The sequence below is a fragment of the Mumia sp. zg.B17 genome (assembly GCF_019550915.1).
In the GTDB taxonomy this organism is placed as follows: domain Bacteria; phylum Actinomycetota; class Actinomycetes; order Propionibacteriales; family Nocardioidaceae; genus Mumia.
The window spans coordinates 65,690-88,244 of sequence record NZ_JAHWCI010000009.1 but is presented as its reverse complement, the minus strand read 5'-3'; the positions used below and the strand labels follow the sequence as shown (position 1 = coordinate 88,244).

The 22,555-nt window shown below is 69.5% G+C and carries 20 protein-coding genes and 2 tRNA genes; 12 read left to right on the top strand and 10 right to left on the bottom strand.

What is annotated here, in order from left to right:
• Positions 1–3: 3 nt before the first annotated feature.
• The gene (locus tag KV097_RS17400) at positions 4–855 is read right to left on the bottom strand and encodes a phosphatase PAP2 family protein (protein ID WP_220342761.1); all 852 of its coding nucleotides are present in this window, start codon (positions 853–855) and stop codon (positions 4–6) included.
• 324 nt (positions 856–1,179) lie between these two features.
• On the opposite strand from KV097_RS17400, the gene gyrB reads away from it, so the two are divergent.
• From gyrB to KV097_RS17370, 6 genes are all read left to right on the top strand, one after another.
• Positions 1,180–3,243, top strand: coding sequence for a DNA topoisomerase (ATP-hydrolyzing) subunit B (gene gyrB, locus KV097_RS17395; RefSeq protein WP_301021621.1), 2,064 nt, complete (start codon positions 1,180–1,182; stop codon positions 3,241–3,243).
• A gap of 122 nt (positions 3,244–3,365) precedes the next feature.
• The gene (gene gyrA, locus KV097_RS17390) at positions 3,366–5,876 is read left to right on the top strand and encodes a DNA gyrase subunit A (RefSeq protein WP_374107002.1); all 2,511 of its coding nucleotides are present in this window, start codon (positions 3,366–3,368) and stop codon (positions 5,874–5,876) included.
• Positions 5,877–6,415: 539 nt separating this feature from the next.
• Positions 6,416–6,955 carry a DUF3566 domain-containing protein gene (locus KV097_RS17385; RefSeq protein ID WP_308289481.1) on the top strand — a complete coding sequence of 180 codons (540 nt, stop codon included), beginning with the start codon at positions 6,416–6,418 and terminating at the stop codon, positions 6,953–6,955.
• An 87-nt stretch (positions 6,956–7,042) separates the two neighbouring features.
• Positions 7,043–7,117: transfer RNA gene (locus tag KV097_RS17380), tRNA-Ile, on the top strand.
• Positions 7,118–7,144: 27 nt separating this feature from the next.
• On the top strand, positions 7,145–7,264 hold the full coding sequence (locus KV097_RS17375; RefSeq protein ID WP_220342765.1) for a DLW-39 family protein: 120 nt from the start codon (positions 7,145–7,147) through the stop codon (positions 7,262–7,264).
• Positions 7,265–7,296: 32 nt separating this feature from the next.
• A tRNA-Ala gene (locus tag KV097_RS17370) sits at positions 7,297–7,369 on the top strand.
• Between the two features lie 54 nt (positions 7,370–7,423).
• Here KV097_RS17370 and KV097_RS17365 read toward each other — a convergent pair.
• The 6 genes from KV097_RS17365 to KV097_RS17340 all read right to left on the bottom strand — a co-directional run bounded on the left by KV097_RS17365 (position 7,424) and on the right by KV097_RS17340 (position 15,294).
• On the bottom strand, positions 7,424–8,194 hold the full coding sequence (locus tag KV097_RS17365; RefSeq protein ID WP_220345692.1) for a glutamine amidotransferase: 771 nt from the start codon (positions 8,192–8,194) through the stop codon (positions 7,424–7,426).
• Positions 8,191–8,970: an SGNH/GDSL hydrolase family protein gene (locus tag KV097_RS17360; RefSeq protein ID WP_220366614.1), complete on the bottom strand. Its 780-nt coding sequence runs from the start codon at positions 8,968–8,970 to the stop codon at positions 8,191–8,193. Before KV097_RS17360 ends, KV097_RS17365 begins: the two co-directional genes overlap by 4 nt.
• Before the next feature lie 25 nt (positions 8,971–8,995).
• On the bottom strand, positions 8,996–9,796 hold the full coding sequence (locus tag KV097_RS17355; RefSeq protein ID WP_220366613.1) for an alpha/beta hydrolase: 801 nt from the start codon (positions 9,794–9,796) through the stop codon (positions 8,996–8,998).
• 53 nt (positions 9,797–9,849) lie between these two features.
• The gene (locus KV097_RS17350; protein WP_255559820.1) at positions 9,850–12,510 is read right to left on the bottom strand and encodes a dipeptide ABC transporter ATP-binding protein; all 2,661 of its coding nucleotides are present in this window, start codon (positions 12,508–12,510) and stop codon (positions 9,850–9,852) included.
• Between the two features lie 10 nt (positions 12,511–12,520).
• Positions 12,521–13,606 (bottom strand): ABC transporter permease, encoded by a 1,086-nt coding sequence (locus KV097_RS17345; protein ID WP_220342770.1) that lies wholly within the window; start codon positions 13,604–13,606, stop codon positions 12,521–12,523.
• A 95-nt stretch (positions 13,607–13,701) separates the two neighbouring features.
• Positions 13,702–15,294 (bottom strand): ABC transporter substrate-binding protein, encoded by a 1,593-nt coding sequence (locus tag KV097_RS17340; RefSeq protein ID WP_308289480.1) that lies wholly within the window; start codon positions 15,292–15,294, stop codon positions 13,702–13,704.
• A gap of 277 nt (positions 15,295–15,571) precedes the next feature.
• Here KV097_RS17340 and glyA point away from each other — a divergent pair, with 277 nt between their 5' ends.
• The 3 genes from glyA to KV097_RS17325 are packed head-to-tail and all read left to right on the top strand — an operon-like array spanning position 15,572 to position 18,110.
• The gene (glyA, locus tag KV097_RS17335) at positions 15,572–16,864 is read left to right on the top strand and encodes a serine hydroxymethyltransferase (RefSeq protein ID WP_220366612.1); all 1,293 of its coding nucleotides are present in this window, start codon (positions 15,572–15,574) and stop codon (positions 16,862–16,864) included.
• Positions 16,861–17,730: an SURF1 family protein gene (locus tag KV097_RS17330; RefSeq protein ID WP_220366611.1), complete on the top strand. Its 870-nt coding sequence runs from the start codon at positions 16,861–16,863 to the stop codon at positions 17,728–17,730. Before glyA ends, KV097_RS17330 begins: the two co-directional genes overlap by 4 nt.
• Before the next feature lie 23 nt (positions 17,731–17,753).
• Positions 17,754–18,110 (top strand): DUF3817 domain-containing protein, encoded by a 357-nt coding sequence (locus tag KV097_RS17325; RefSeq protein ID WP_220342775.1) that lies wholly within the window; start codon positions 17,754–17,756, stop codon positions 18,108–18,110.
• 21 nt (positions 18,111–18,131) lie between these two features.
• Here the strand turns inward: KV097_RS17325 and KV097_RS17320 are convergent, their stop codons facing one another.
• Positions 18,132–18,908 carry an enoyl-CoA hydratase/isomerase family protein gene (locus KV097_RS17320; RefSeq protein ID WP_308289479.1) on the bottom strand — a complete coding sequence of 259 codons (777 nt, stop codon included), beginning with the start codon at positions 18,906–18,908 and terminating at the stop codon, positions 18,132–18,134.
• Between the two features lie 2 nt (positions 18,909–18,910).
• Positions 18,911–19,525 (bottom strand): hypothetical protein, encoded by a 615-nt coding sequence (locus KV097_RS17315; protein WP_220345697.1) that lies wholly within the window; start codon positions 19,523–19,525, stop codon positions 18,911–18,913.
• A gap of 131 nt (positions 19,526–19,656) precedes the next feature.
• Between KV097_RS17315 and KV097_RS17310 the strand changes: the two genes are divergently transcribed.
• Positions 19,657–20,181, top strand: coding sequence for a peptidylprolyl isomerase (locus KV097_RS17310; RefSeq protein ID WP_220345698.1), 525 nt, complete (start codon positions 19,657–19,659; stop codon positions 20,179–20,181).
• Positions 20,182–20,206: 25 nt separating this feature from the next.
• Entirely contained in the window at positions 20,207–21,112 is a 906-nt protein-coding gene (locus tag KV097_RS17305) for a rhomboid family intramembrane serine protease (protein ID WP_220345699.1), read from the top strand.
• Here the strand turns inward: KV097_RS17305 and KV097_RS19835 are convergent.
• Positions 21,109–21,855: a DUF881 domain-containing protein gene (locus KV097_RS19835; RefSeq protein WP_301022936.1), complete on the bottom strand. Its 747-nt coding sequence runs from the start codon at positions 21,853–21,855 to the stop codon at positions 21,109–21,111. The two genes, KV097_RS17305 and KV097_RS19835, sit on opposite strands and share 4 nt — an antisense overlap.
• A 109-nt stretch (positions 21,856–21,964) precedes the next feature.
• Between KV097_RS19835 and KV097_RS17295 the strand changes: the two genes are divergently transcribed.
• Positions 21,965–22,258, top strand: a complete 294-nt coding sequence (locus tag KV097_RS17295) for a cell division protein CrgA (protein WP_220345700.1) — start codon at positions 21,965–21,967, stop codon at positions 22,256–22,258.
• Positions 22,259–22,555: the final 297 nt, after the last annotated feature.

Genomic DNA, 22,555 nt, shown 5'->3' with positions numbered 1-22,555 from the left:
GCCTCAGCGGGCGAAGACCGACGAGATCCTGGCGAAGACGGCGATCGACAAGGCCGTCGCGACGCCGATCAGCGCCATCACGAGCGCGGCCGGAGCGACGCCCGACCAGCCGCCGTACGGGCGCACGCCGAGGCCGAGGAGGACGGCGCCCGCCACGGCCGCCCCGACCAGCGCGAAGAACAGCGAGCCGACGGTCGTCCCCGACGACGGCCCGGCCCTGCGCAGCGCCAGCACGAGAACGACCGCCGCCCCCCAGAACAGACCGACAGCCAGCGCCGCGAGCACGTCGGAGGGCCGGTGCCAGCCGGCGACCACGGTGGAGACCCCGGTGAGGACGATCGCTCCGGTGCCGACGAGCACGACGAGCCCACGGAGGGCCAGCGGTGCGACGAGCAAAGCGGCTACCACCAGCGAGACCGCGGCTGTGGTGTGGCCGCTCGGCAGGCTGTTCACGTGCCATCCGTAGCCGTGGTCCGGGCGGTCGAGAACGACCCGCTTGAGCACCTGGGTCGTGATGTTGGCAGCTGCCACGACGGCGACGGCCCCCACGGCCGCGGCGAACCGCTGCCTCAGCGCGGCCATCGAGACGAGCACCACGATGGCCGTCGCCATCGTGCCGATCGACAGGTATCCCAGCACGGAGAGGAGCTGGTCGAGGGCGTCGCGACGGGCGTAGACGGCGTCCATCGCCGCCTGGTCAACGCGCTGGCCCTCGCGGGCGTCGAGGAGATAGGACACGGTGACGACGAGGGCGCCGAACGAGAGCGTGAGCAGGCAGAGAGCGGCGGCGACCGTCTTCGCGCGCCCTGGTGCGCGCCCTGCAGAAGGGGCACGCGAGATCGTCGGCGATGCCATGACACCAACCTTGCCTCATCGGTCAACCGGGGACGACACCCGTCACCCCCCTTCGGATGCCGTGAGCGGCTCTGAGCGTGCGCGAGGAGGGCCGGGGCGGATGGGGGCCATCGTTCGTGGGGTGTTGATCGGCCACACCCGCCGTCTGCGGCCTCTCAGGGCACATCGGGCGGGCGGGCCGACCCCGATCCCGCACCGAGGATGCTCGTACGACGCCTTGTACCGGCTACACTAGAGAGGTTGCGTTCCTGCCTCTCGCGCGAGAGGCGAGCCGTGAGTGCCGGGACGTCTGCGAGTCCACGACAACAAGGAGGCCACCCGCCTGTGAGCGAGTCGATCCGTACCCCCGAGACCGGCCCTGCACCTACGGGATCCTCCTACGACGCCGCGGACATCCAGGTCCTCGAGGGCCTCGATGCCGTCCGCAAGCGCCCGGGCATGTACATCGGCTCCACCGGTGAGCGCGGTCTGCACCACCTCGTCCAAGAGGTCGTCGACAACTCCGTCGACGAGGCCATGGCCGGCTACTGCGACACGATCGACGTCACGCTGCTCGCCGACGGCGGCGTGAAGGTCGTCGACAACGGTCGTGGCATCCCGGTGAAGGACCACCCGGTGGAGAAGATCCCCACCTTGACGCTGGTCCTGACCTCCCTGCACGCCGGCGGCAAGTTCGGTGGCGGCGGATACAAGGTGTCCGGGGGTCTGCACGGCGTCGGTGTCTCCGTGGTCAACGCCCTCTCGACCAAGCTGTTCGCCGAGGTCAAGCGTGAGGGCTACGTCTGGAGGCAGTCCTTCAGCTACGGGGTGCCGGACCAGCCGCTCGAGCGTGGCGAGGAGACCGACGAGACCGGGACGACGATCACGTTCTACGCCAGCGACAAGATCTTCGAGACCACCGACTACTCGTTCGAGACGATCGCGACCCGCTTCCGGGAGATGGCGTTCCTCAACAAGGGTCTGGAGATCCGCGTCCGCGACGAGCGAGCGGCGGCCGGTGACGTCGCCGACGCGCTGCAGAGCGCCGAGGCAGGTGGCGAGATCGCGCCCGAGGACAGCGCGACGGGCGGGAGCTCCGAGGGCCTCATGGAGCGCCGCTTCCGCTACGACGACGGCCTCATCGACTACGTCCGCCACATCAACACCGGCAACCGGAGCCCGCTCAACCGCGAGGTCATCGCCTTCGAGTCGGAGAACCCCGACGTTGGTCTCAGCCTCGAGATCGCGATGCAGTGGAACGTCAGCTTCTCGGAGTCGGTCCACACCTTCGCCAACGCGATCAACACCCATGAGGGCGGCACCCACGAGGAGGGCTTCCGGTCGGCGTTGACCTACACGGTCAACAAGTTCGCCGAGGACCAGGGCCTCATCAAGAAGCGGGAGGACCGCCTCTCCGGTGACGACATCCGCGAGGGCCTCACGGCGATCATCTCGGTGAAGCTCTCCGAGCCGCAGTTCGAGGGTCAGACCAAGACCAAGCTGGGCAACACCGAGGCCCGCTCGTACGTCCAGACGGTGACCAACGACCGCCTCGGCGCGTGGTTCGAGCAGAATCCCGCCGAGGGCAAGGTGATCGTCCGCAAGAGCATCGACGCGGCGACGGCACGGATGGCGGCACGGCGCGCCCGAGACCTGGCCCGCAACCGCAAGAGCCTCCTCGGCGGAGCCGGACTGCCGGGCAAGCTGGCCGACTGCTCCTCGCGCAACCCCGAGGAGTGCGAGCTGTTCGTGGTGGAGGGCAACTCCGCCGGCGGCTCGGCCAAGGGTGGCCGTGACCCGCGGATCCAGGCGATCCTGCCGCTGCGCGGCAAGATCCTCAACGTCGAGAAGGCGCGGATCGACAAGATCCTCCAGAACGCCGAGGTCCAGGCGATCATCTCCGCCCTCGGCACCGGTGTCACCGACGACTTCGACATCGACAAGCTCCGCTACCACAAGATCGTGCTGATGGCGGACGCCGACGTCGACGGCCAGCACATCTCGACGCTGCTGCTCACGCTGCTGTTCCGCTTCATGAAGCCCTTGATCGACGGTGGCTACGTCTATCTCGCGCAGCCGCCCCTGTTCAAGATCAAGTGGTCCAACTCGCCCGCCGAGCTGGCCTACTCCGACCGCGAGCGCGACGCGCTGCTCGAGGCCGGCAAGCAGGCGGGCAAGCGTCTCCCCAAGGAGGCGCCGGTCCAGCGCTACAAGGGTCTGGGCGAGATGAACGACCACGAGCTGTGGGAGACCACGATGGACCCGTCTCAGCGGATCCTGCGCCAGGTGACGCTCGACGACGCCGCCAACGCCGACGAGATCTTCACCGTGCTGATGGGCGAGGACGTCGAGCAGCGGCGTGCGTTCATCCAGCGCAACGCCAAGGACGTCCGGTTCCTCGACATCTGAGCGGCGCCGCCGCCACCGTTTCACGTGAATCCACAGACTGACCCGTACGAAGGAACGCTTTCGTGACAGAGACACCCACGCCGCCGCCGGAGCGGATCGAGCGCGTCGAGCTGCAGACCGAGATGCAGCGGTCCTACATCGACTACGCCATGAGCGTCATCGTCGCTCGTGCGCTGCCCGACGTCCGGGACGGCCTCAAGCCGGTGCACCGGCGCGTGCTCTACGCGATGTACGACGGCGGATACCGTCCCGACCGGGGCTTCAGCAAGTGCTCGCGCATCGTCGGCGACGTCATGGGTCAGTACCACCCGCACGGTGACACCGCGATCTACGACACCCTCGTACGCCTGGCCCAGCCGTGGGTGCTGCGCTATCCGATGGTCGCCGGCCAGGGCAACTTCGGGTCGCCGGGCAACGACGACGCCGCGGCGATGCGCTACACCGAGTGCCGGCTGGCGCCGATCGCGATGGAGATGGTGCGCGACATCGAGAAGGAGACCGTCGACTTCACGCCCAACTACGACGGGCGCTCGCTCGAGCCGACGGTCCTTCCGGCGCGGATCCCCAACCTGCTCGTCAACGGGTCGGCCGGGATCGCGGTCGGCATGGCGACCAACATCCCACCGCACAACCTGCGCGAGGTGGCGGCGGGTGCGATCTGGGCTCTCGAGCACCCGGACGCGACGCGCGAGGAGCTCCTCGAGGCGCTGATGGAGCGCATCAAGGGCCCCGACTTTCCCACGCACGCGATGATCGTCGGCACCAAGGGCATCGAGGACGTCTATCGCACCGGTCGCGGGTCGGTCCCGATGCGGGCTGTGGTCGACATCGAAGAGGACTCCAAGGGCAAGATCTCCCTGGTCGTCAAGGAGCTCCCCTACCAGGTCAACCCCGACAACCTGCTCACCAAGATCGCCGAGCTCGTGAACTCGGGCCGTGTGCAAGGCATCTCCGACGTCCGTGACGAGTCGAGCTCGCGGGTCGGGCGCCGACTGGTCATCGAGCTCCGTCGTGACGCGGTCGCCCGGGTGGTGCTCAACAACCTCTACAAGCACACGGAGCTGCAGAGCAACTTCTCCGCCAACATGCTCGCGCTGGTCGACGAGGTGCCGCGCACGCTGACCCTCGACCAGTTCATCAGCAACTGGATCGACCACCAGGTCGAGGTCATCCGGCGGCGCACCGAGTACCTCCTCCGCAAGGCCGAGGAGCGTGCCCACGTCCTTCGTGGCCTGGGCAAGGCGCTCGACATGCTCGACGAGGTCATCGCGCTGATCCGTGCCAGCCAGACCACCGAGGACGCCAGCGCCGGCCTGATCGGCCTGCTCGACATCGACGACATCCAGGCTCGCGCCATCCTCGACATGCAGCTGCGCCGGCTGGCGGCCCTCGAGCGCCAGAAGATCATCGACGAGCTCGCCGAGATCGAGGCCGAGATCGCCGACTACAAGGACATCCTCGCCAACGTCCTTCGTCAGCGTTCCATCGTGGCCGAGGAGCTCACGGCCATCGTCGACAAGTACGGCGACGAGCGCCGTAGCCGCATCATCCCCGCCGACGGCGACCTGTCGGTCGAAGACCTGATCCCTGACGAGGACGTCGTCGTCACGATCACGCGCGGCGGCTACGTGAAGCGGACCAAGACCGACCTCTACCGCGTCCAGAAGCGCGGCGGCAAGGGCGTCCGCGGCGCGACGCTCCGCGGCGACGATGTCGTCGACCACCTCTTCTCGACCACGACCCACCAGTGGATCCTGTTCTTCACCACCGCGGGTCGCGTCTACCGGGCCAAGGCCTACCAGCTCCCGGAGGCCGGACGGGACGCCAAGGGCGGGCACGTCGCCGGGCTCCTCCAGTTCCAGCCCGACGAGCAGATCGCGCAGGTGCTGGCGATCCGCGACTACGACCAGTCCCCGTACCTCGTCCTCGCGACCAAGCACGGCCTGGTCAAGAAGACGCGGCTCGCCGACTACAACAGCCCGCGGCAGGCCGGCGTCATCGCCATCAACTTCCGTGACCCCGACGACGAGCTCGTCGGCGCCGAGCTGGTGAGCCCCGACGACGACCTGGTGCTCTTCTCGCGGCGGGCGCAGTCCATCCGGTTCACCGCCGACGACGAAGCCCTGCGGCCGATGGGCCGCGCGACGTCGGGTGTCACCGGCATGAAGTTCCGCGACAGCGACGAGCTGTTGTCGATGTCGGTCATCCGCTCGGGCACCGACGAGGGCGCGCAGTTCGTGTTCACGGCGACCAACGGGGGCTACGCCAAGAAGACCCCGGTCGAGCAGTACCGCCTCCAGGGTCGGGGCGGGCTCGGCATCAAGGCCATGAAGCTCCAGGACGAGCGCGGCTCCCTCGTGGGCGCTCTGGTGGTCGATGACGACGACGAGATCATCGCCATCAAGGCCAGCGGACAGGTCACCCGGTCCCGTGTGGCTGACGTCACGAGGACAGGACGTGACACGATGGGCGTGAAGTTCGTCGGGGTGAGGGGCGACGACGAGGTGGTGGCCCTCACTCGCAACGAGGAGAACACCGCACTGTTGGATACTGTCGAGGAGTCCGACGCCGAGGAGCCGGTCGAGGCAACGGAGCCTGTGACCAGCACCCCCGACGCCCAGGAGGAAGCATGACGGACCGCGAGCCGAACCCTTCGGCTCCCCAGCGGCCGCGGCCGAGCGCGCCCGAGAGCGGCACCGCCAACGGCGGTCCGCGGCGCCCCGCTCAGCCCACGCCGGGAAGCCTGAACGGGGGAAGCCAGGCGCCACGGCCCGCCAGCACGCCGCCGGCGGCGTCCAGTCCACCTCCCCCCGCCCCTCCCTCTCCGTCGAAGCCCGCTGCTCCGGCATCCACCACACCCGACGGGGCCGGTGCGCCCAGCCGCAACGGGCAGGGGCAGGGGCAGGGCATGCAGCCGCAGCGCCCGCCACTGGCAGGACGACGTCCGCAGCCCGCGCCGGCCCAGCAGGCACCGGCTCAGCCTTCACCGACCCAGCAGGCACCGACAGCTACGTCACGCCCTGAGCCGCGTCCGCAGCAGTCCGCCCCCCAGGGCGGACCCACCGTGACCGGCCCGACCACCCAGCCGTCTGCGCCGAAGCCGACGCCCGACGGCGTCACGAGGCCGACGACGCCGTCCCCGTCAGCGAATCAGGCAGCGACCAAGGCGCCCGTGCCGACTGCCGGATCGATCGCCGAGTCCGAGACCACGACCGTCGAGGCACCGACCGCGCGGCAGACCGCCGTCTCCGGGGTCCCCGCGAGCACGGACGCCGCGGGCAAGCAGCGTCGTCCCAAGCCGTACGAGGAGTCTCCGCGCGAGCCGAAGAAGGCGCCGACCGGACCGACCCGCAAGGCACGCCTGCGGGTGCACCGGGTGGACCCGTGGTCGGTGATGAAGATGTCCTTCGCGCTGGCCATCGCGCTGGGCATCGTCACGGTCGTCGCCGTCACCCTTGTCTGGGCCGTGCTCGGCGCCGCAGGTGTCTGGGACGCCATCAACTCGAGCGTCGCGACCGTGCTCAACGACAACGCCGACGCGTTCGACATCGGTGAGTACGTCGGGTTCGGCCGCATCATCGGTCTGACGATCCTCATCGCGGCCATCGACGTCGTTCTCATCACCGCGCTCGCGACCGTCGGCGCGTTCCTCTACAACCTCGCCGCGCAGCTGCTCGGGGGGTTCGAGGTGACGCTCGCCGAGGACGACTGATCGCACGCCTGGTCGGACGGACCCCGGTTTTGGCCGGCGACCGACCACCAGGTAAAGTCTCCGACGGTTCACCGCTTCGGAGACCGAGGGCCTATAGCTCAGCTTGGTTAGAGCGCTTCCCTGATAAGGAAGAGGTCACAGGTTCAAGTCCTGTTAGGCCCACTCGACCCCCACCCAGAGGAGTGTCTGATGAAGAAGCTCGTGATCGCCGCCGTCGCCGCTGCAGGTCTCTTCGCAGTGGTGAACCGGAAGAAGAAGGCCGGCCGCAACGAGCAGCAGCTCTGGGCCGAGGCCACCGACAAGGTCTGACCGGCTGCCGGACGCGAGGCGTCCGCGCCACCGGGGCTGTGGCGCAATTGGTAGCGCACCTGCTTTGCAAGCAGGGGGTTAGGGGTTCGAGTCCCCTCAGCTCCACGCATGAACACACGTACGGCCCGACCGAGGCTTCGGTCGGGCCGTACGCGTCTGTCAGTGCCGCCGTGCCCCGGCCGGGGTCCGGCTCTGCTCGCGCTCCTGGGCCACGGCCACGAAGCGGCGTACGACGGTCGGCGGGTCGACCACGACGCTCGCTCGTGCCATGTCCTGGAGGGCGTCGTGCTCCGGAGGGTCGTAGTAGCCGTGGTGCTGGTACGTCGTGATGCGGGTGCACAGTCCTTCGACGTCGAGCTCGGGGTGGAACTGCGTGGCGTAGACGTGCCGACCCACCCGGAACGCCTGGACCGGGCACTGCGGTGACGACGCCAGCACGACGGCCGTCGGAGGCAGGGTGCTGATGGCCTCCTTGTGACCGACGAACGCCGTGAAGGTCTCGGGCAGCGCACCGAAGACCGGATCGTCGCGACCCGCCTCGGTCAGGGTCACCGGGACGCTGCTGATCGGCTCCCCGAACCGTCGGTCGACGGTCGCGCCCTGGTGGGTGCCGAGGACCCCGATCCCGTAGCACGCGCCGAGGAACGGCACGTCCTTGTCGACGACGTCGTCGAGGAGCTCAGCCAGCTCCGCCTCGACCCTGCGCTGGACGCTCGACTTGGTCTCCGGAGGGTCGCTGGCGTTGAACGGGCCGCCGCCGAGGATGAAGCCGGCGTAGTCGTCGATCGCCACGCCGTCGAGCGACGTCGTCTCCATCCGGACGCGGTGCAGGGTCTCCTCGGTGAGCCCTCCGAACCGGAGGAACGCGGCGTACTCCTCGTCGGCGGCATCGTCGTCGGCGCGGATGCTGAGGAGCAGGAACGGTCTCACGTGGTCGAGGGTACCGGCGCCAGGTCGGGGCGCTTGGCCGTGCGCCCGTCGCCGGACGAGCGGCCCGTCAGCCGCCGGCCGAGCCACGGGCGTACGTGGGTCCCGTACCAGGCCACCTCCGTGCCGAGCCGTTGCCGTGGGGTCCGGGGCTCCGGCGGCGGCAGGGGTTCGCGCCACGACGGGTCGGCGTCGGGCAGGTCGGCAGCGGCGGCCATCGCACGCGCCAGCAGCACATGGCCGTCAGGATTGAGGTGGAGCCTGTCCTCGGCCCAGATCCGTGGATCGCCGGCGGCCGGCACGGTGGTGATGTCGAGCAGCGTGGCGCCGCGCCGCGCCGCGACCGTCCGTAGGCCACGGTTGAGCGCCACGACGCGGCCCCGGACCGCTCGTCCCACCGGGGATACGGCCGCGAGGTCGGGGAAGGTCATGAGGAGCACGGTGGCACCGCCACGACGCAGCGCGGCGGTCATCGCGTCGACGTGCCCGACCACCACCTCGGCCGAGAACCGCGGGCGGATCAGGTCGTTCATGCCGACCAGGACGCTCGCCAGATCCGGCGCCAGCGTCAGCGCGGGCGCAAGCTGCTCGTGGTGGACCTCGCGCGCGCCCTTACCGCGGACGGCGAGGTTGGCGTAGGACACGCCCGGCTCGGCGTCGGCGAGGAGCGCGGCGAAGCGGTCGGCCCAGCCGCGCGGGGTGCCGTCGGCGTACGGCTCGTCGCCGATGCCTTCGGTAGTGCTGTCGCCGAGCGCGACGAAGCGCCGATAGGTCGTCATGCGTCAAGCCTAGGCAACGCCGCTTCTAGACATGAGCGAGGGCGAACGCCGTCGTCGTGGCGAGCACCTCGTCCTGGTTCGTCTCGTTGAAGATCTCGTGCCGCGCGCCGGGATAGGTCACGTCGGTGAAGTCGTCGCCCTTGATGCGCTCGATGCCCTCACGCGTGGGGCCGATCGGGACGATCGCGTCGTCCTCGCCGTGCATCCACAGCGTCGGGAGAGACCCCAGCCGAGGACCCTCGCCGATACGCGCCAGCTCGAGACGCACAGCGATGAGCGTCTCGCGTCGGAACCGTCCGTGCCAGACCAGCGGGTCGGCGGCGTACGCCTCCCCGACGCCAGGATCACGCGAGAGCGTCGACGGATCGATCGGGAGGTCGGGGATCTCGGCACGCTCGGCCAGCTTCAACACTCTCCACGAGCCGAGGACGGGGCCCGACAGGATCAGCGCAGCCAGCTCGTCACCGAACCGCTGGCCGTAGCGTGCGGCGATCATGCCGCCCATCGAGTGTCCGATCATCACGACGGGCAGTCCCGGGTGTTCCGCGCGTGCCTGCTCCACGACTCCGTGGAGATCGGCGATCACCGGACCGAAGTCCGGGATCAGGACCCTCTCCCCGTCCGACGCGCCGTGCCCGAGGTGGTCCGGGCCGACGACCAGCGCGCCGTCGTCGACCAGGCGCTGCGCCACGTGCTGATAGCGGCCGAGGTGCTCGGCGTACCCGTGGACGAGGACGGCGATCCACCGAGGTGCCTCCGGGGCCCAGCGATGGACGACCAGCGGCGCGAGGTGTCCTTCGTACGAGGTGGTGGTCGGCGCAGTCATGGAGCGAGGATCGCAGCGTCCCTCCCTCTCAGCAACCACGCCGACCCCCGGCGTCACTCCACGTCGCTGAGCAGACTTCCCCGCGCCTCACGACGACGACGCTGCTCGGCCGGGTCCGGCACCGGCACGGCGGCGATGAGCTTCCTCGTGTAGTCCTCCTTCGGCGACTGGAGGACGTCCTGCCGCAGCCCTTCCTCGACGATGCGTCCCTGCCGCATCACCGCGACCCGGTTCGACAGTGCGTCGACGACCGCCAGGTCGTGGCTGATGAAGAGGCAGGCGAACTGCAGCTCGCGCTGGAGCTCGGAGAACAGGTCGAGCACCTTGGCCTGCACCGACACGTCGAGCGCCGACGTCGGCTCGTCGGCGATCAGCAGGTCCGGGTCGAGGGCCAGGGCGCGCGCGAGGCTGACGCGCTGACGCTGCCCGCCCGAGAGCTCGTGCGGGTAGCGACCGGCGTACGACGCCGAGAGCTGGACCCGGTCGAGGAGCGCCGCGACCTTGGCCCGCTGATCGGCGGCGGAGAGGTCGCCCTGCACCTTGAGAGGCTCGGCGACGCACTCGCTGATCGTCATCTGAGGGTTGAGCGAGGCGGCAGGGTCCTGGAAGACGAACCCGAAGCGCGCTCGGTGCGGGCGCAGCCGACGGTCGGACAGCGTGGTGATGTCCTCCTCGCCGATGAGCACGGCACCCTCGGTCACCTTCTGGAGTCCCACGGCCACCCGGCCGAGGGTGGACTTGCCGCTGCCCGACTCGCCGACCAGACCGAGCACCTCCCCACGACGCACCACGAGATCGACGCCGTCGACCGCACGGAACGCCGGCTGGCCCAGACGCCCCGCGAACTCGACGGTCACGCCCTGCAGCGACAGCACCGGCGGCGCTGTGTCGGGCACCACGGGGGCACCCGCGCCCTGCCCGAGGTGAGGGACGGCGTCCAGCAACCGACGGGTGTACGGGTGACGCGGTGCCGTGAACAGCCGGTCCACCGGGGCCTGCTCGACGATCTCGCCGCGATACATCACCACGGCACGGTCGGCCACGTCCGCGACGACGCCCATGTTGTGCGTGATGAGGACGATCGCCGTGCCGAGCCGGTCACGGAGGTCCAGCAGCAGCTGGATGATCGCGGCCTGGACCGTCACGTCGAGGGCCGTCGTGGGCTCGTCGGCGATGATGACGTCCGGCTCGAGCGCGATCGCCATCGCGATCATGACGCGCTGCTTCTGCCCGCCGGACAGCTGGTGCGGGTAGTAGTCGACGCGGTGCTCGGGGTCGGGGAGCCCGACCATCTCCAGCAGCTCGACGGCGCGCGCCCGCGCCGCCTTCTTGGAGATGTCGCGGTGGGCGCGGATCATCTCGACGATCTGCCAGCCCACCGTGTAGACGGGGTCCAGGGCCGTACCCGGCTCCTGGAAGATCATCGACACCTGGTTGCCCCGGACGGCCCGGAGCCGACGTTCCGACATCCCGTTGAGCTCGCGCGAGTCGCTGTCGCCGGTCCGCAGGAGCGCCGAGCCGGACACCTCCGCGGTGGCCGGCAGCAGGCCCAGGACGGCGCGGGACGTGACGGACTTGCCGGAGCCGGACTCGCCGACGACCGCGACGACCTCCCCCGGTGCGACGTCGAAGCTGACGCCCTTGACCGCGTTCACCGGAGCGGCACCGGTGTGGAAGGTGACGGCCAGGTCGGTCAGGCTCAGCGTCGAGACCCGGCGCACGTCGGCGTCGAGCGCGGCGGCTTCCTGGGCGACCTCCTCGTCGAGGCCGGACTCCGCGACCGCTTCCTCGTACTCGGCGCTGATCTCCTCCTCGTCGGAGGTGGTGGTGTCACCACCGCGGGCCTTGAGGAGCGGGTTGAGGACGTCGTTGAGGCTCTCCCCCACGAGAGTCACGCCGAGCACCATCAAGACGATCGCCATGCCCGGGAAGATGCCGGTCCACCAGATGCCGTTCGTCGCGTCCGACATCGCCTTGTTGAGGTCGTAGCCCCACTCGGCGGCCGACGACGGCTCGATGCCGAAGCCGAGGAATCCGAGGGCGGCGAGCGTGAGGATGGCCTCCGACGCGTTGAGGGTCGCGATCACCGGCACCGACTGGCGGACGTTGGCCAGGATGTGGCGGAACAGGATGCGGGGGGTGCTGGTGCCGACGACGCGGGCGGCGTCGACGTACGGCTCGACCTTGACCGCGAGCGTCGCGTTGCGCACCACCCGGAAGTACTGCGGGATGAAGACGACGGTGAGTGCGATCGCCGCGGCGAGCACGCCGCCGACGACCCCGGAGGAGCCACCGCCGACCACGATCGCGACGACGATGGCCAGCAGCAGCGACGGGAACGCATACAGCGCGTCCATCACGAGCACCAGCACTCGGTCGACCGGCCCGGAGAGGAAGCCCGACAGGAGGCCCAGCGGGACACCGATGACGAGCGAGAACACGACCGCGAGGACGATCACGACGACCGCGGTGCGGGCCCCGTAGATCACCCGCGAGAGGACGTCCTGGCCGCCGACGTTGGTGCCCCACCAGTGCTCGGCCGAGGGCGGCTGCTGCGTGCCGAACGGCACGCCGTCGACGCGGGTCTCGTTGAAGCCGTAAGGCGCCAGCCAGGGCGCGAAGACGGCGAGAAGGAGGAAGACCGTCACGAGGGCGAGGCCGGCGACGAGCATGCCGCGCTGGAGGCCGTGGGTGGACTTGAGCAGAGAGATCATCGGTGTCTCCTCAGAACCGCACGCGGGGGTCGACGAACGCGACGATGACGTCGATCAGCAGGCTCGAGACCGCGACGACGAGGGCGATCACGGTCACGATGCCTTGGACGGCGACGAAGTCGCGCTTCACGAGGTAGTCGGCCAGCGTGTAGCCGATCCCCTGCCACTCGAAGGTGGTCTCGGTGAGGACCGCGCCGGCGAGCAGCAGCGCCACCTGGAGCCCCATCACGGTGACGACCGGGACGAGCGCGTTGCGGTAGGCGTGCTTGCGCACGACGCGGCGCTCGGGGATGCCACGTGCCCGGGTCGCGGTGACGTAGTCGGTCCGCAGTGTCTGGATCAGGTTGACCCGGACCAGCCGCAGGAAGACGCCTCCGGTCAGCAGGCCGAGGGCGATCGCCGGAAGGATCGCGTGCTTGAGGACGTCCCACACGTAGGCGGGGTCACCCCAGAGGATCGCGTCGATGATCATCACGTGCGTCTGCGGCTCGACCCCCTGCAGCGTCAGCTCCACCTCGGTGCTCGCACGGCCGGCGACCGGGAGTCCGAGCGGCACGAACGCGAGCTTGAGGAGCAGGCCGACGAAGAACACCGGCGCCGCGTACACGAGGATCGAGAAGACCCGGAGGACCGCGTCGGGCCAGGTGTCGCGGTGGCGGGCCGCCAGGCGCCCGAGCGGGACGCCGAGGCCGAAGGCCACCAGCAGCGCCCAGAAGGCCAGCTCCAGGGTCGCGGCGCCGTTCACGACCAGCACGTCGGAGATGGCGCGGCCGTCGGTGAGCGCCGTGCCGAAGTCACCGCGGAGGATGCCCGTCATGTAGTCCCAGTACTGCTGGAGGATCGGGGCGTCGAGCCCGGCCGCGGCCTTGCGCTCGGCGATCTGCTCCGGGGTGAGGCGGCCCCCCTGAGCGGCGCTGATCGGGTCGCCGATCACCCGCATCAAGAAGAACACGAACGTGACCAGGACCCACATCATCGGGATCACCAGAGCCACGCGGACGAGAAGGTAGCGGGTCAACGGGCTCAGGCCACCGGAGCGCCGAGGGCCGCTGGGAACCTCGGGCTCGGGCCCGGTCAGGAGCTCTGTCGTCGCCATGGGACAACCTGCTTTCAGGGGGGACGAAGCAGGGGCGAGCCCCGGCCGGAGCCGGGGCCCGCCCCTCTCAGGTGGTGCTCAAACCTCGGTTGCCGTCACTTGGACAGCGAGGTCAGGCGGAACTTGAACGCCGCGTCGAGCGTGTTCTCCACACCCTTCACGTCGTCGGTCGCCACGGCGACCTGGGCGCCGGTCAGCAGCGGCAGCGTGGAGATGTCCTCCGCCGCGAGCTGCTGGACCTGGCCGAGGAGGTCTTCGCGCTTCGCCTTGTCGGGCTCGGTGCGCTCCGCGGCGAGCAGGGCAGTCATCTTCGGGTTCTCGTAGTGGTTCCCGATGAAGTTGTCCTTGTCGAAGAACGGCGTCACGTAGTTGTCGGCGTCCGGGAAGTCCGGGAACCACCCGAGCTGGTAGACGGGGTAGGTGTCCTTGACGCGCTCCTCGTTGTACGTGGTCCACTCGGCCGACTGCAGGTCGACCGTGAAGAGACCGGTGTCCTCGAGCTGACGCTTGACCTCGTTGTACTCCTGGTCGGAGCTGCCGCCGTAGTGGTCGGGGTTGTACTGGAGGTTGATCGTCACCGGCGTCTTGACCCCGGCGTCGTCGAGGAACTTCTTGGCCGCGGCGGCGTCCGGCTTCTCGCCGTACGCCTCCTTGAACGCCTCGGTCGCACCCGGCAGACCCTCGGGGATCGGCGAGTACGCCGGGGTGTACGTGCCCTTGTAGACCTGCTCGGAGATCGCGTCACGGTCGACCGAGGAGGCGACGGCCTTGCGGATCGCGAGCTTCTGGGCGTCGTCGGCACCGGGCATCGTCTTCAGGTTGAAGACGATGTAGCGGAGCTCGCCGCCCGCACCCTTGTGGACGGTGACACCGTCGGTGCCCTCGAGGCTCTCGATGTCGGTCGGCGTCAGCGACCGCCAGGCGACGTCGATGTTCTTCTTCTCGATGTCGAGCTTGAGGTTGTTGCTGTCGGTGTAGGTCTTCAGCGTGATCGTGTCGGTCTTGGCGTCGTTGTACGCGCCGTCGTAGTCGGCGTTCTTCTTGAACTGCGCCAGCTGGCCCTTCTGGTACTGGCCGATCGTGAACGGACCGGAGAAGCCCTCCACCTTGACGGCTTCCTCGTCGCTCAGCGCCTTGTCGGCCGGGTAGGTCTGCTCGTCGACGATCGGGCCGGCCGAGGTCACGAGGACCTGCGGGAAGGTCTGGTCGTTGGGCGACTTGAGCGTGAAGACGACGGTCTTGTCGTCCTTGGCCTCCACCTTGGCCATGTTGACCAGGAGCGACGCAGGGCCGTTCGGGTCGTTGATGGTGACGATGCGCTGGAAGGAGTGGGCCACCGACTTCGCCGTCAACGGGTTGCCGTTGGCGAACTTCAAGCCGTCCTTGATCGTGCAGGTGTACGTCGTCGGCGTGTCGAAGTCGCACTTCTCGGCGGCGTCGGGCTGAGGCTCGGTCTCACCCTCGGGGAAGTTCAGCAGGTACTGGTAGACCTGCGTCTGGACCATGAGCGAGCCGTTGTCGTACGCGGCGGCGGGGTCGATCGAGACAACCTTGTCGGTGGTGCCGACGACCATGCTGTCGCCACCGGAGCCCGACTCGTCCTCGTTGTTGCCGGCGCCGCACGCCGAAGCGCCCAGGGCCAAGGCGGTCGCGCCGGCGACGGCGACTGCTGCTCTCAGCTTTTTCACGTAGTTCTCCTCGTGTCGGAGGCGCACGGCCGAAGAATCTTGCGGTCGGCCGCACCTCGTCGGGTAAGGCTGTCCGCATGGCGGACAGCCGGTCGGCACGCTACTCCTGCCCGCGGCCTCGACCTAGGAGGCGGCCGCAACCTTCACGCGACTGTTATACGGCGTGGGCCCGCGAAGGCGTCTCGACGCGGAGGGCCAGGGTGGCGTGGGTCCGGCTACGCTGGGAGGGGCGATTCGTCCGCCCGCCGCCCGCCGCCGCGCTCCAGGAGTCTGCTCGATGACCATCAACCAGCCGTCCGCGCTGAACCAGACCCTCGCCGAGTTCGATCCTGAGGTCGCCGCCGCGATCGACGCGGAGCTCGGGCGCCAGCAGGGAACCCTCGAGATGATCGCCTCCGAGAACTTCGCCCCGCTCGGCGTGCTGCAGGCGCAGGGCAGCGTGATGACCAACAAGTACGCCGAGGGATATCCCGGCAAGCGCTACTACGGCGGCTGCGAGTTCGTCGACATCACCGAGAACCTCGCGATCGACCGGCTCAAGGCGCTGTTCGACGCCTCGTACGCCAACGTCCAGCCGCACTCGGGCGCGCAGGCCAACGCTGCAGCGATGCACGCGCTCATCAAGCCCGGCGACACGATCCTCGGCCTCGACCTCGCGCACGGCGGCCACCTGACGCACGGCATGAAGATCAACTTCTCCGGCCGGCTCTACGACGTCGTCGCCTACCACGTCCGCGACGAGGACCACCGTGTCGACATGGAGGAGGTCCGCCGGCTGGCCCACGAGCACCGCCCGCGGCTCATCATCGCCGGCTGGTCGGCCTACCCGCGGCAGCTCGACTTCGCCGAGTTCCGTGCGATCGCCGACGAGGTCGACGCGATGCTCATGGTCGACATGGCGCACTTCGCCGGTCTCGTCGCCGCCGGTCTCCACCCCAGCCCTCTGCCGCACGCCCACGTCGTCACGTCCACGACGCACAAGACCCTGGGCGGACCTCGCGGTGGCGTGATCCTCAGCAACGACCCCGAGATCGGCAAAAAGATCCGGTCGGCCGTCTTCCCCGGTCAGCAGGGCGGCCCCCTCGAGCACGTGATCGCCGCGAAGGCGGTCGCGTTCAAGATGGCCGCGCAGCCGGAGTTCAAGGAGCGCCAGGAGCGCACCATCGAGGGTGCTCGCATCCTGGCCGCGCGGCTCACCGCCGACGACATGAAGAGCGCCGGGGTCAGTGTCCTGACCGGCGGCACCGACGTCCACCTGGTCCTCGTCGACCTGCGCGACTCGACCCTCGACGGCCAGCAGGCCGAAGACCGGCTCCACGAGGCGGGCATCACCGTCAACCGCAACGCCGTTCCCAACGACCCGCGTCCGCCGATGGTGACCTCGGGGCTGCGGATCGGCACGCCGGCGCTGGCCACCCGCGGCTTCGGGGCCGAGGAGTTCCGCGAGGTGGCCGACATCATCGCCGACGCGCTGCAGCCCGAGCTGACCGATGCCGAGGCGCTGCGCAAGCGGGTCGCCGTGCTGACCGACCGCTTCCCGCTCTACCCGTCGCTGTCACGACTGTCGTGAGCACCCCGTCTGCCCCGACCACCCGCGCCCGCGTGGGCTGGCTGTCGCCGCGGCTGTGGGGGCTGCACGCCCTCGTCGTGGTGGCCGTCACCTTCACGGTCTTCATGGGGTTGTGGCAGATGGGCGTGTACGACGACCGGCGCGCGGAGGCCGAGACGGACCAGACGACCGCGTCCGTGGTGCCGCTCCAGGACGTGCTCGGCCCGGACGAGCCGTTCACGACCACGGCGGCTTCCCGCACGGTCGCGCTGACCGGCACGTTCGCCCCGGCCGAGCGGCAGGTGTGGGTGTCGGGTCGGGAGCAGAGCGGTCGAGACGGCTACTGGCTGCTGGCGCCCGTCCTGGTCGACGAGGTCGCCGGGGCGTCGGACCGTCCGGCGGCGCTGCTCGTGGCCCGTGGATGGTCGCCCGATGCCGGTGCTCTGCCGCCCGTGCCGGAGGGCGACGTCGCGCTCGAGGTGGTGCTCCAGCCGGGTGACGCGCGTGGCACCGGCTTCGACGAGGAGACCCGCGTCATCGACGGCGTCCGCATCCCCCGGCTGGTCAACGTCGTGCCGTACGACCTCTACGGCGGTTACGGCATCGTCACGGCGCAGACGCCGGCCGACGGCGCAGGGCTCGCACCTGCGGAGGTCCCCGAGCAGACCCAGGACGGAACGGCCGGTCTGCGCAACCTGCTGTACGCGATCGAGTGGTGGATCTTCGGCGCCTTCGCCCTCTTCATGTGGTGGCGGATGTGTCTGGACCTGCGGCGCGAGGGCGGTGTGGTCCAGGCTCGGGTCCCGGCGGCGAAGCGGGCCGCGCAGGAGGCCGCACGGGCGCGGGCCCGCGCCCGCGACGACGAGAGGTCGTCGGCGCTGCGTTGAGCGCCGCAGGTAGGCTCGAGAGCGTGCCCAAGACACTCGCCGCCTACCGCGTCCTCGCGCTCGTCGTCAGCTTCTTCGTGATCGCCGTCGTCGGCGGTTGGATCATCAAGATGGTCTCCGCGGAGGGCAGCACGTGGCACGACATCGGTGAGTTCACCGCGTCGATCTCGCCGATCCACGGCGTCTTCTACATGGTGCTGCTCGTGATCACGGCCGTGCTCTCCCGGCAGGCGGGATGGAGCGTCGGGTTCACCGTGACGACGATGGTGCTGGCCACGATCCCGTTCGTGTCCTTCTGGGCCGAGCACCGGGCGACGCGGCACACCAAGGAGCTGTGGGCGTCGTACGAGGCCGAGGCCGAGGCGGCCGCAGCGCAGTAGCGAGGCCTCGTCCGCGCAGGGTCAGCGCCCGACGTACGTCGCCTTGCCCGGCCCGTCCTCCAGGAACGACCGGATCGCCGCACGCATGTCCTCGGTGTCGTAGAGCGCTGCGGCGATCGCCGTGATCTCGTCGTCCGCAGCAGCGACACCGCCGCGCTCGACGGCGCGGAGCACGGCCTTCGTGGCCGCATGGGCGCGGGTCGGCCCCGCAGCGAGCGTCGTGACGAGATCCGTCACCGCATCGTCGAGCTCGTCGGCGGGGTGGACACGGTTCACCACACCCCAGCGTTCCAGGGTCGCGGCGTCGTACAGGTCGCCGGTCATCACCAGCTCCTTGGCGCGGCCGATGCCGGCACGCGCCGCAAGGCGCTGTGTCCCACCCATCGTCGGGGTGAGGCCGACGACCTTCTCGACGAGACCGAACCTCGCGCGTTCGGAGGCGACGATGAGGTCGCACGCGAGGGCGAGCTCGAAGGCCCAGGTCAGGCACAGCGCGTGCGCGGCGAAGACGACCGGGTAGTCGAGCGCGGCGACACGCAGCGGCAGCTCGAGCATCCGGTCGAAGAGGATCTTGCCGTCGGCGGCGGAGGTCTGCGAGTCGAAGAGCGAGACGTCGACACCGCCCGAGACGACCGTGCCCTCGGCGCGGATCAGGAGGGCACGGGGAGGACGGACCGCCAGGTCGTCGAGGGCTTCCTCGAACTCCCGGTGGAGGTCGAGCGAGTACAGATTGAGCGGCGGCGCCGCGATCGTGAGGATCGCGGCGCCGCTCGGTTCACGCGTGAGAGTGAGAGGCACTCTCAGATCTTGTCGGACGTCGGTCCCTGACCGGCACCCGGACCGGCGCCCGGGTAGCCGAGGGCGTCGTCGTCCAGTCCCTCGGGCGGCTGGGCCGCCGACGGGCTGGGCGGAGTCGCCGTCTGGTGGTTCGGACGGATCGGCTCCGGCGGCGGGGGCGGCGGTGTGTAGCTGCCACCCGACGGCGCCGAGGTCAGCTTCTTGACCGCGAACGCGATCGCCCCGCCGACGGCGGCGACGAAGACGAACCTGCGGATGCGGTGCTTCTTCTTGGGCTTCGCCGCCTCGGCCTCGGCGTCGGCATCAGCGTCGGCCTGAGACTTGGCCTTGGCCGCAGCGGCCGCCGCTCCGAGCGCAGCGAGCTCCGCAGCGCGCTTCCTCGCCTTCCTGGCCTGGCGCTTGGACAGCTCCGCGGCATCCCGAGCACGATCCTGCGTGTCGGCGACCTTCTTCGCGACCACGGGCGCCGCCGCCTGGCGAGCGTCGTCGAACTTCGGCCCGACGGTGCTGGCGAGGGAGTCCGCCTTGCCGGAGACCGTTTGGGAGGCACTCTCCCAGAGATCGCCGACCTTCTCGGTGAGCACCTCGCCCTTGGACTTCTTCTTGCGCAGCAACATTGTCTGCCTTCCATGGAAAGCGGTCTGTTTGCGCACCACGGTACCGAGGTCGCGGTGACCTCGCTGATGGCTGAGCGTTGGGAGGCGCATGGGAGGATGGGCAGTGCACGAACACCGAACGAGAGGCAATCGTGGCTGACCAGTCGACCGTGACGCTGAAGACCAACCGTGGTGACATCACCATCCGGCTCTTCCCCCACCACGCTCCCAAGACCGTGGACAACTTCGTCGGTCTCGCGACCGGCACGAAGACGTGGCGGGACCCCGAGACGGGCGCTGAGCGCAACGACCCGTTCTACGACGGGACGACCTTCCACCGTGTGATCGACGGCTTCATGATCCAGGGCGGTGACCCCCTCGGCACCGGCACGGGCGGACCGGGCTACCAGTTCGAGGACGAGTTCCACCCCGAGCTCCAGTTCGACCGTCCCTATCTGTTGGCGATGGCCAACGCCGGGCCGGGCACCAACGGCTCGCAGTTCTTCATCACCACGGGGCCGACCCCGCACCTCAACCGTCGCCACACCATCTTCGGCGAGGTCGCCGACGAGGAGAGCAAGGCGGTCGTCGACGCCATCGGCACGACGAAGACCGGTCGCATGGACCGTCCCGTCGAGCCGGTCGTGATCGAGTCGGTCGTCGTCAGCGAGGGCTGAGCGCCTCCACCGGGGCGAGACCGCGATGTCTGAATCCCCGTACGACGCGGGGGCGGCACCTCACGAGGTGCCGCCCCGGTGCTACCTGCACCCCGACCGCGAGACCTACATCGCCTGCCAGCGCTGCGGGCGGCCGATCTGTCCGGACTGCATGCGCCCCGCCTCGGTCGGCTACCAGTGCCCCAGCTGCGTGCGGGAGGGGCAGGCACAGGTGCGTCAGGCGCGCACGGCCGGCGGTGGCCTGGTCCCCGGCAAGCCGGGCACGGTCTCTCTGACCCTGATCGGGATCAACGTCCTCGCCTACGTCGCGATGGTGGCGACCGGTGGCCTGGGTGACAGCCCGTTGTGGTCCTGGGGCGTCATGCTCGGCGACTCGGCCGTCTACCAGCTCTCCGACGGCTCGATCGAGACGCTGCGCGGAGTCGACGACGGTGCCTACTGGCGGCTCCTGACCTCGGCGTTCCTGCACGCAGGAATCCTGCACATCGCGTTCAACATGTACGCGTTGTATCTGTTCGGACCCGTCCTGGAGCGCTATCTCGGCACGGTGCGCTATCTCATCGCGTACCTCACGTCAGCCGTGGCAGCCTCGGTGTTCGTCTACGTGCTGAGCCCGCCCAACCAGCCGACACTGGGCGCGTCCGGAGCGATCTTCGCGCTGTTCGGGATGGCGCTGGTGATCATGTACAAGCAGGGCCAGGACGTCCGTGGACTGCTCGTGCTCGTCGGGATCAACGTGGTGATCACGTTCGCGGTGCCCAACATCAGCTGGCAGGGTCACCTCGGCGGTTTCGTGACCGGTCTGCTCCTCGGTGCGGCGTTCGCATACGCCCCCCGCGCTCGACGGACGCTCGTCCAGTACGCCGCCTTCGGCGCGGTCTGGGCGGCGATCGTCGTCGTCACGGCGTGGCGCACCCTGCAGCTGGGCTAACCGACGGGCGTGGCGTGCTGGAGGTCGACGGTGCCGGCGTAGGCGGGCGCGACGATCTCGGCCTTGGTGGTGATCGACAGACCGAGCTGGTAGCGGTCGGCGTAGTCGCGGTAGACCTCCACCGCGCCCGAGAGGTCGAGCCCTGAGTACAGGTCGCCGACGTCGCCGACGGCCTCGATGACGTATGGCGGTGAGTAGGGGACGCCGTTGAGGATGACGGTGTTGCCGACGCACTTGATGCCCGTGGTGGAGATGAGGCGCTGGCCCTGCAGCGTGACGGCGCTCGCCCCGCCCTCCCACAAGGCGTTGACGAACGCCTGGATGTCCTGCTGGTGCACGACGAGGAGGTTCGGGTCGAGCCCTGGCTCGTCGACCTCACGCGGCGCGTCCTCCAAGGAGACCCGGAGGCCGGGGCCGCTCACCTCCGTGAAGCCGGCAGGGCCACGCAGGGCCTTCACCTCCTGCCGAGCGGTCGTCACCTCGCGGTTCTCGACGTCCTCGGCGAGGGTCTCGATCTGCGTGCTCAGGTCGTCGACGACCTGCTGCTGCGCGGCGACGCTCTCGCGGCGCTGCTCGACGAGGGCCGGGAGATCCGTGCCCTCCTTGCGGAGGTCACCACCCTCGGAGCTGATGGCGCTGGTCACGAAGAGCGCCCCGGCGAGCGCGGTCGTCACAGGGACCGCGATCCGCCATGGATCACGCCGTCGTCGCGGCGTCTGCGCGTCGTCGTCCTGGACCGTCACGGGTGCTCTCCTTCTCGACCCCGAGGTGCGCCGACTACGCTAGCCGACACAACCAATTGCCGATGCCGTCCCCTGCCGGGGGCGTGCCCGTCCTGTCGAGGTGTGCTGAGTGTCTGAAGCCGAGTCCAACAAGTCCCCAGCACGTTCGGGCAACCCCGCGAAGCGTGAGGCTGCGGCGGAGGCCTCGGAGGTGCGCCGCAAGCCCGTGAAGCCGGTCAAGCTGGGCAACCGCTGGGCCGCTCCCTTGATGATCGCGTGCGCCGTGATCGGGCTGGTGTGGATCGTCGCGTTCTACACCGCCGGCAACGACATCCCCGTCATGAAGGATCTGCAGAGCTGGAACCTCGTGATCGGGATGGGCTTCATCGTCGCGGCCTTCGGGTTCGCGATGAAGTGGGAATGACAACGCGGGAATGACGCGGCGGGAATGACGACCACCCCGTACTTACAACGGTGTAGTTCTCCACACTGGGGATAACCCTGTGGACGGCCAAGGGCCCCGAACTCTGAGGAGTTCGGGGCCCTTGCCGCGTTCGGGAGGGGGAAAAGCAGGTCGAAACTATCTGGAAAAGGACGGGCTGTCCGGGCGCCGGGCGGTCATCGGGCGTACGGCGGACAGCAGGATGAGACGTTGTCCACAGTTTTTGGACAGCACAGAGCCCCGGCATCACGACGATGCCGGGGCTCTGCTCAGACTGGT

What these genes read in the sequence shown, in the direction of transcription:
- KV097_RS17400 (WP_220342761.1), bottom strand. Translation starts at nt 855, where the DNA reads ATGGCATCGCCGACGATCTCGCGTGCCCCTTCTGCAGGGCGCGCACCA.
- gyrA (WP_374107002.1), top strand. Translation starts at nt 3,366, where the DNA reads ATGCAGCGGTCCTACATCGACTACGCCATGAGCGTCATCGTCGCTCGT.
- KV097_RS17375 (WP_220342765.1), top strand. Translation starts at nt 7,145, where the DNA reads ATGAAGAAGCTCGTGATCGCCGCCGTCGCCGCTGCAGGTCTCTTCGCA.
- KV097_RS17360 (WP_220366614.1), bottom strand. Translation starts at nt 8,970, where the DNA reads ATGACGACCTATCGGCGCTTCGTCGCGCTCGGCGACAGCACTACCGAA.
- KV097_RS17355 (WP_220366613.1), bottom strand. Translation starts at nt 9,796, where the DNA reads ATGACTGCGCCGACCACCACCTCGTACGAAGGACACCTCGCGCCGCTG.
- KV097_RS17350 (WP_255559820.1), bottom strand. Translation starts at nt 12,510, where the DNA reads ATGATCTCTCTGCTCAAGTCCACCCACGGCCTCCAGCGCGGCATGCTC.
- KV097_RS17345 (WP_220342770.1), bottom strand. Translation starts at nt 13,606, where the DNA reads ATGGCGACGACAGAGCTCCTGACCGGGCCCGAGCCCGAGGTTCCCAGC.
- glyA (WP_220366612.1), top strand. Translation starts at nt 15,572, where the DNA reads ATGACCATCAACCAGCCGTCCGCGCTGAACCAGACCCTCGCCGAGTTC.
- KV097_RS17315 (WP_220345697.1), bottom strand. Translation starts at nt 19,525, where the DNA reads ATGTTGCTGCGCAAGAAGAAGTCCAAGGGCGAGGTGCTCACCGAGAAG.
- KV097_RS17305 (WP_220345699.1), top strand. Translation starts at nt 20,207, where the DNA reads ATGTCTGAATCCCCGTACGACGCGGGGGCGGCACCTCACGAGGTGCCG.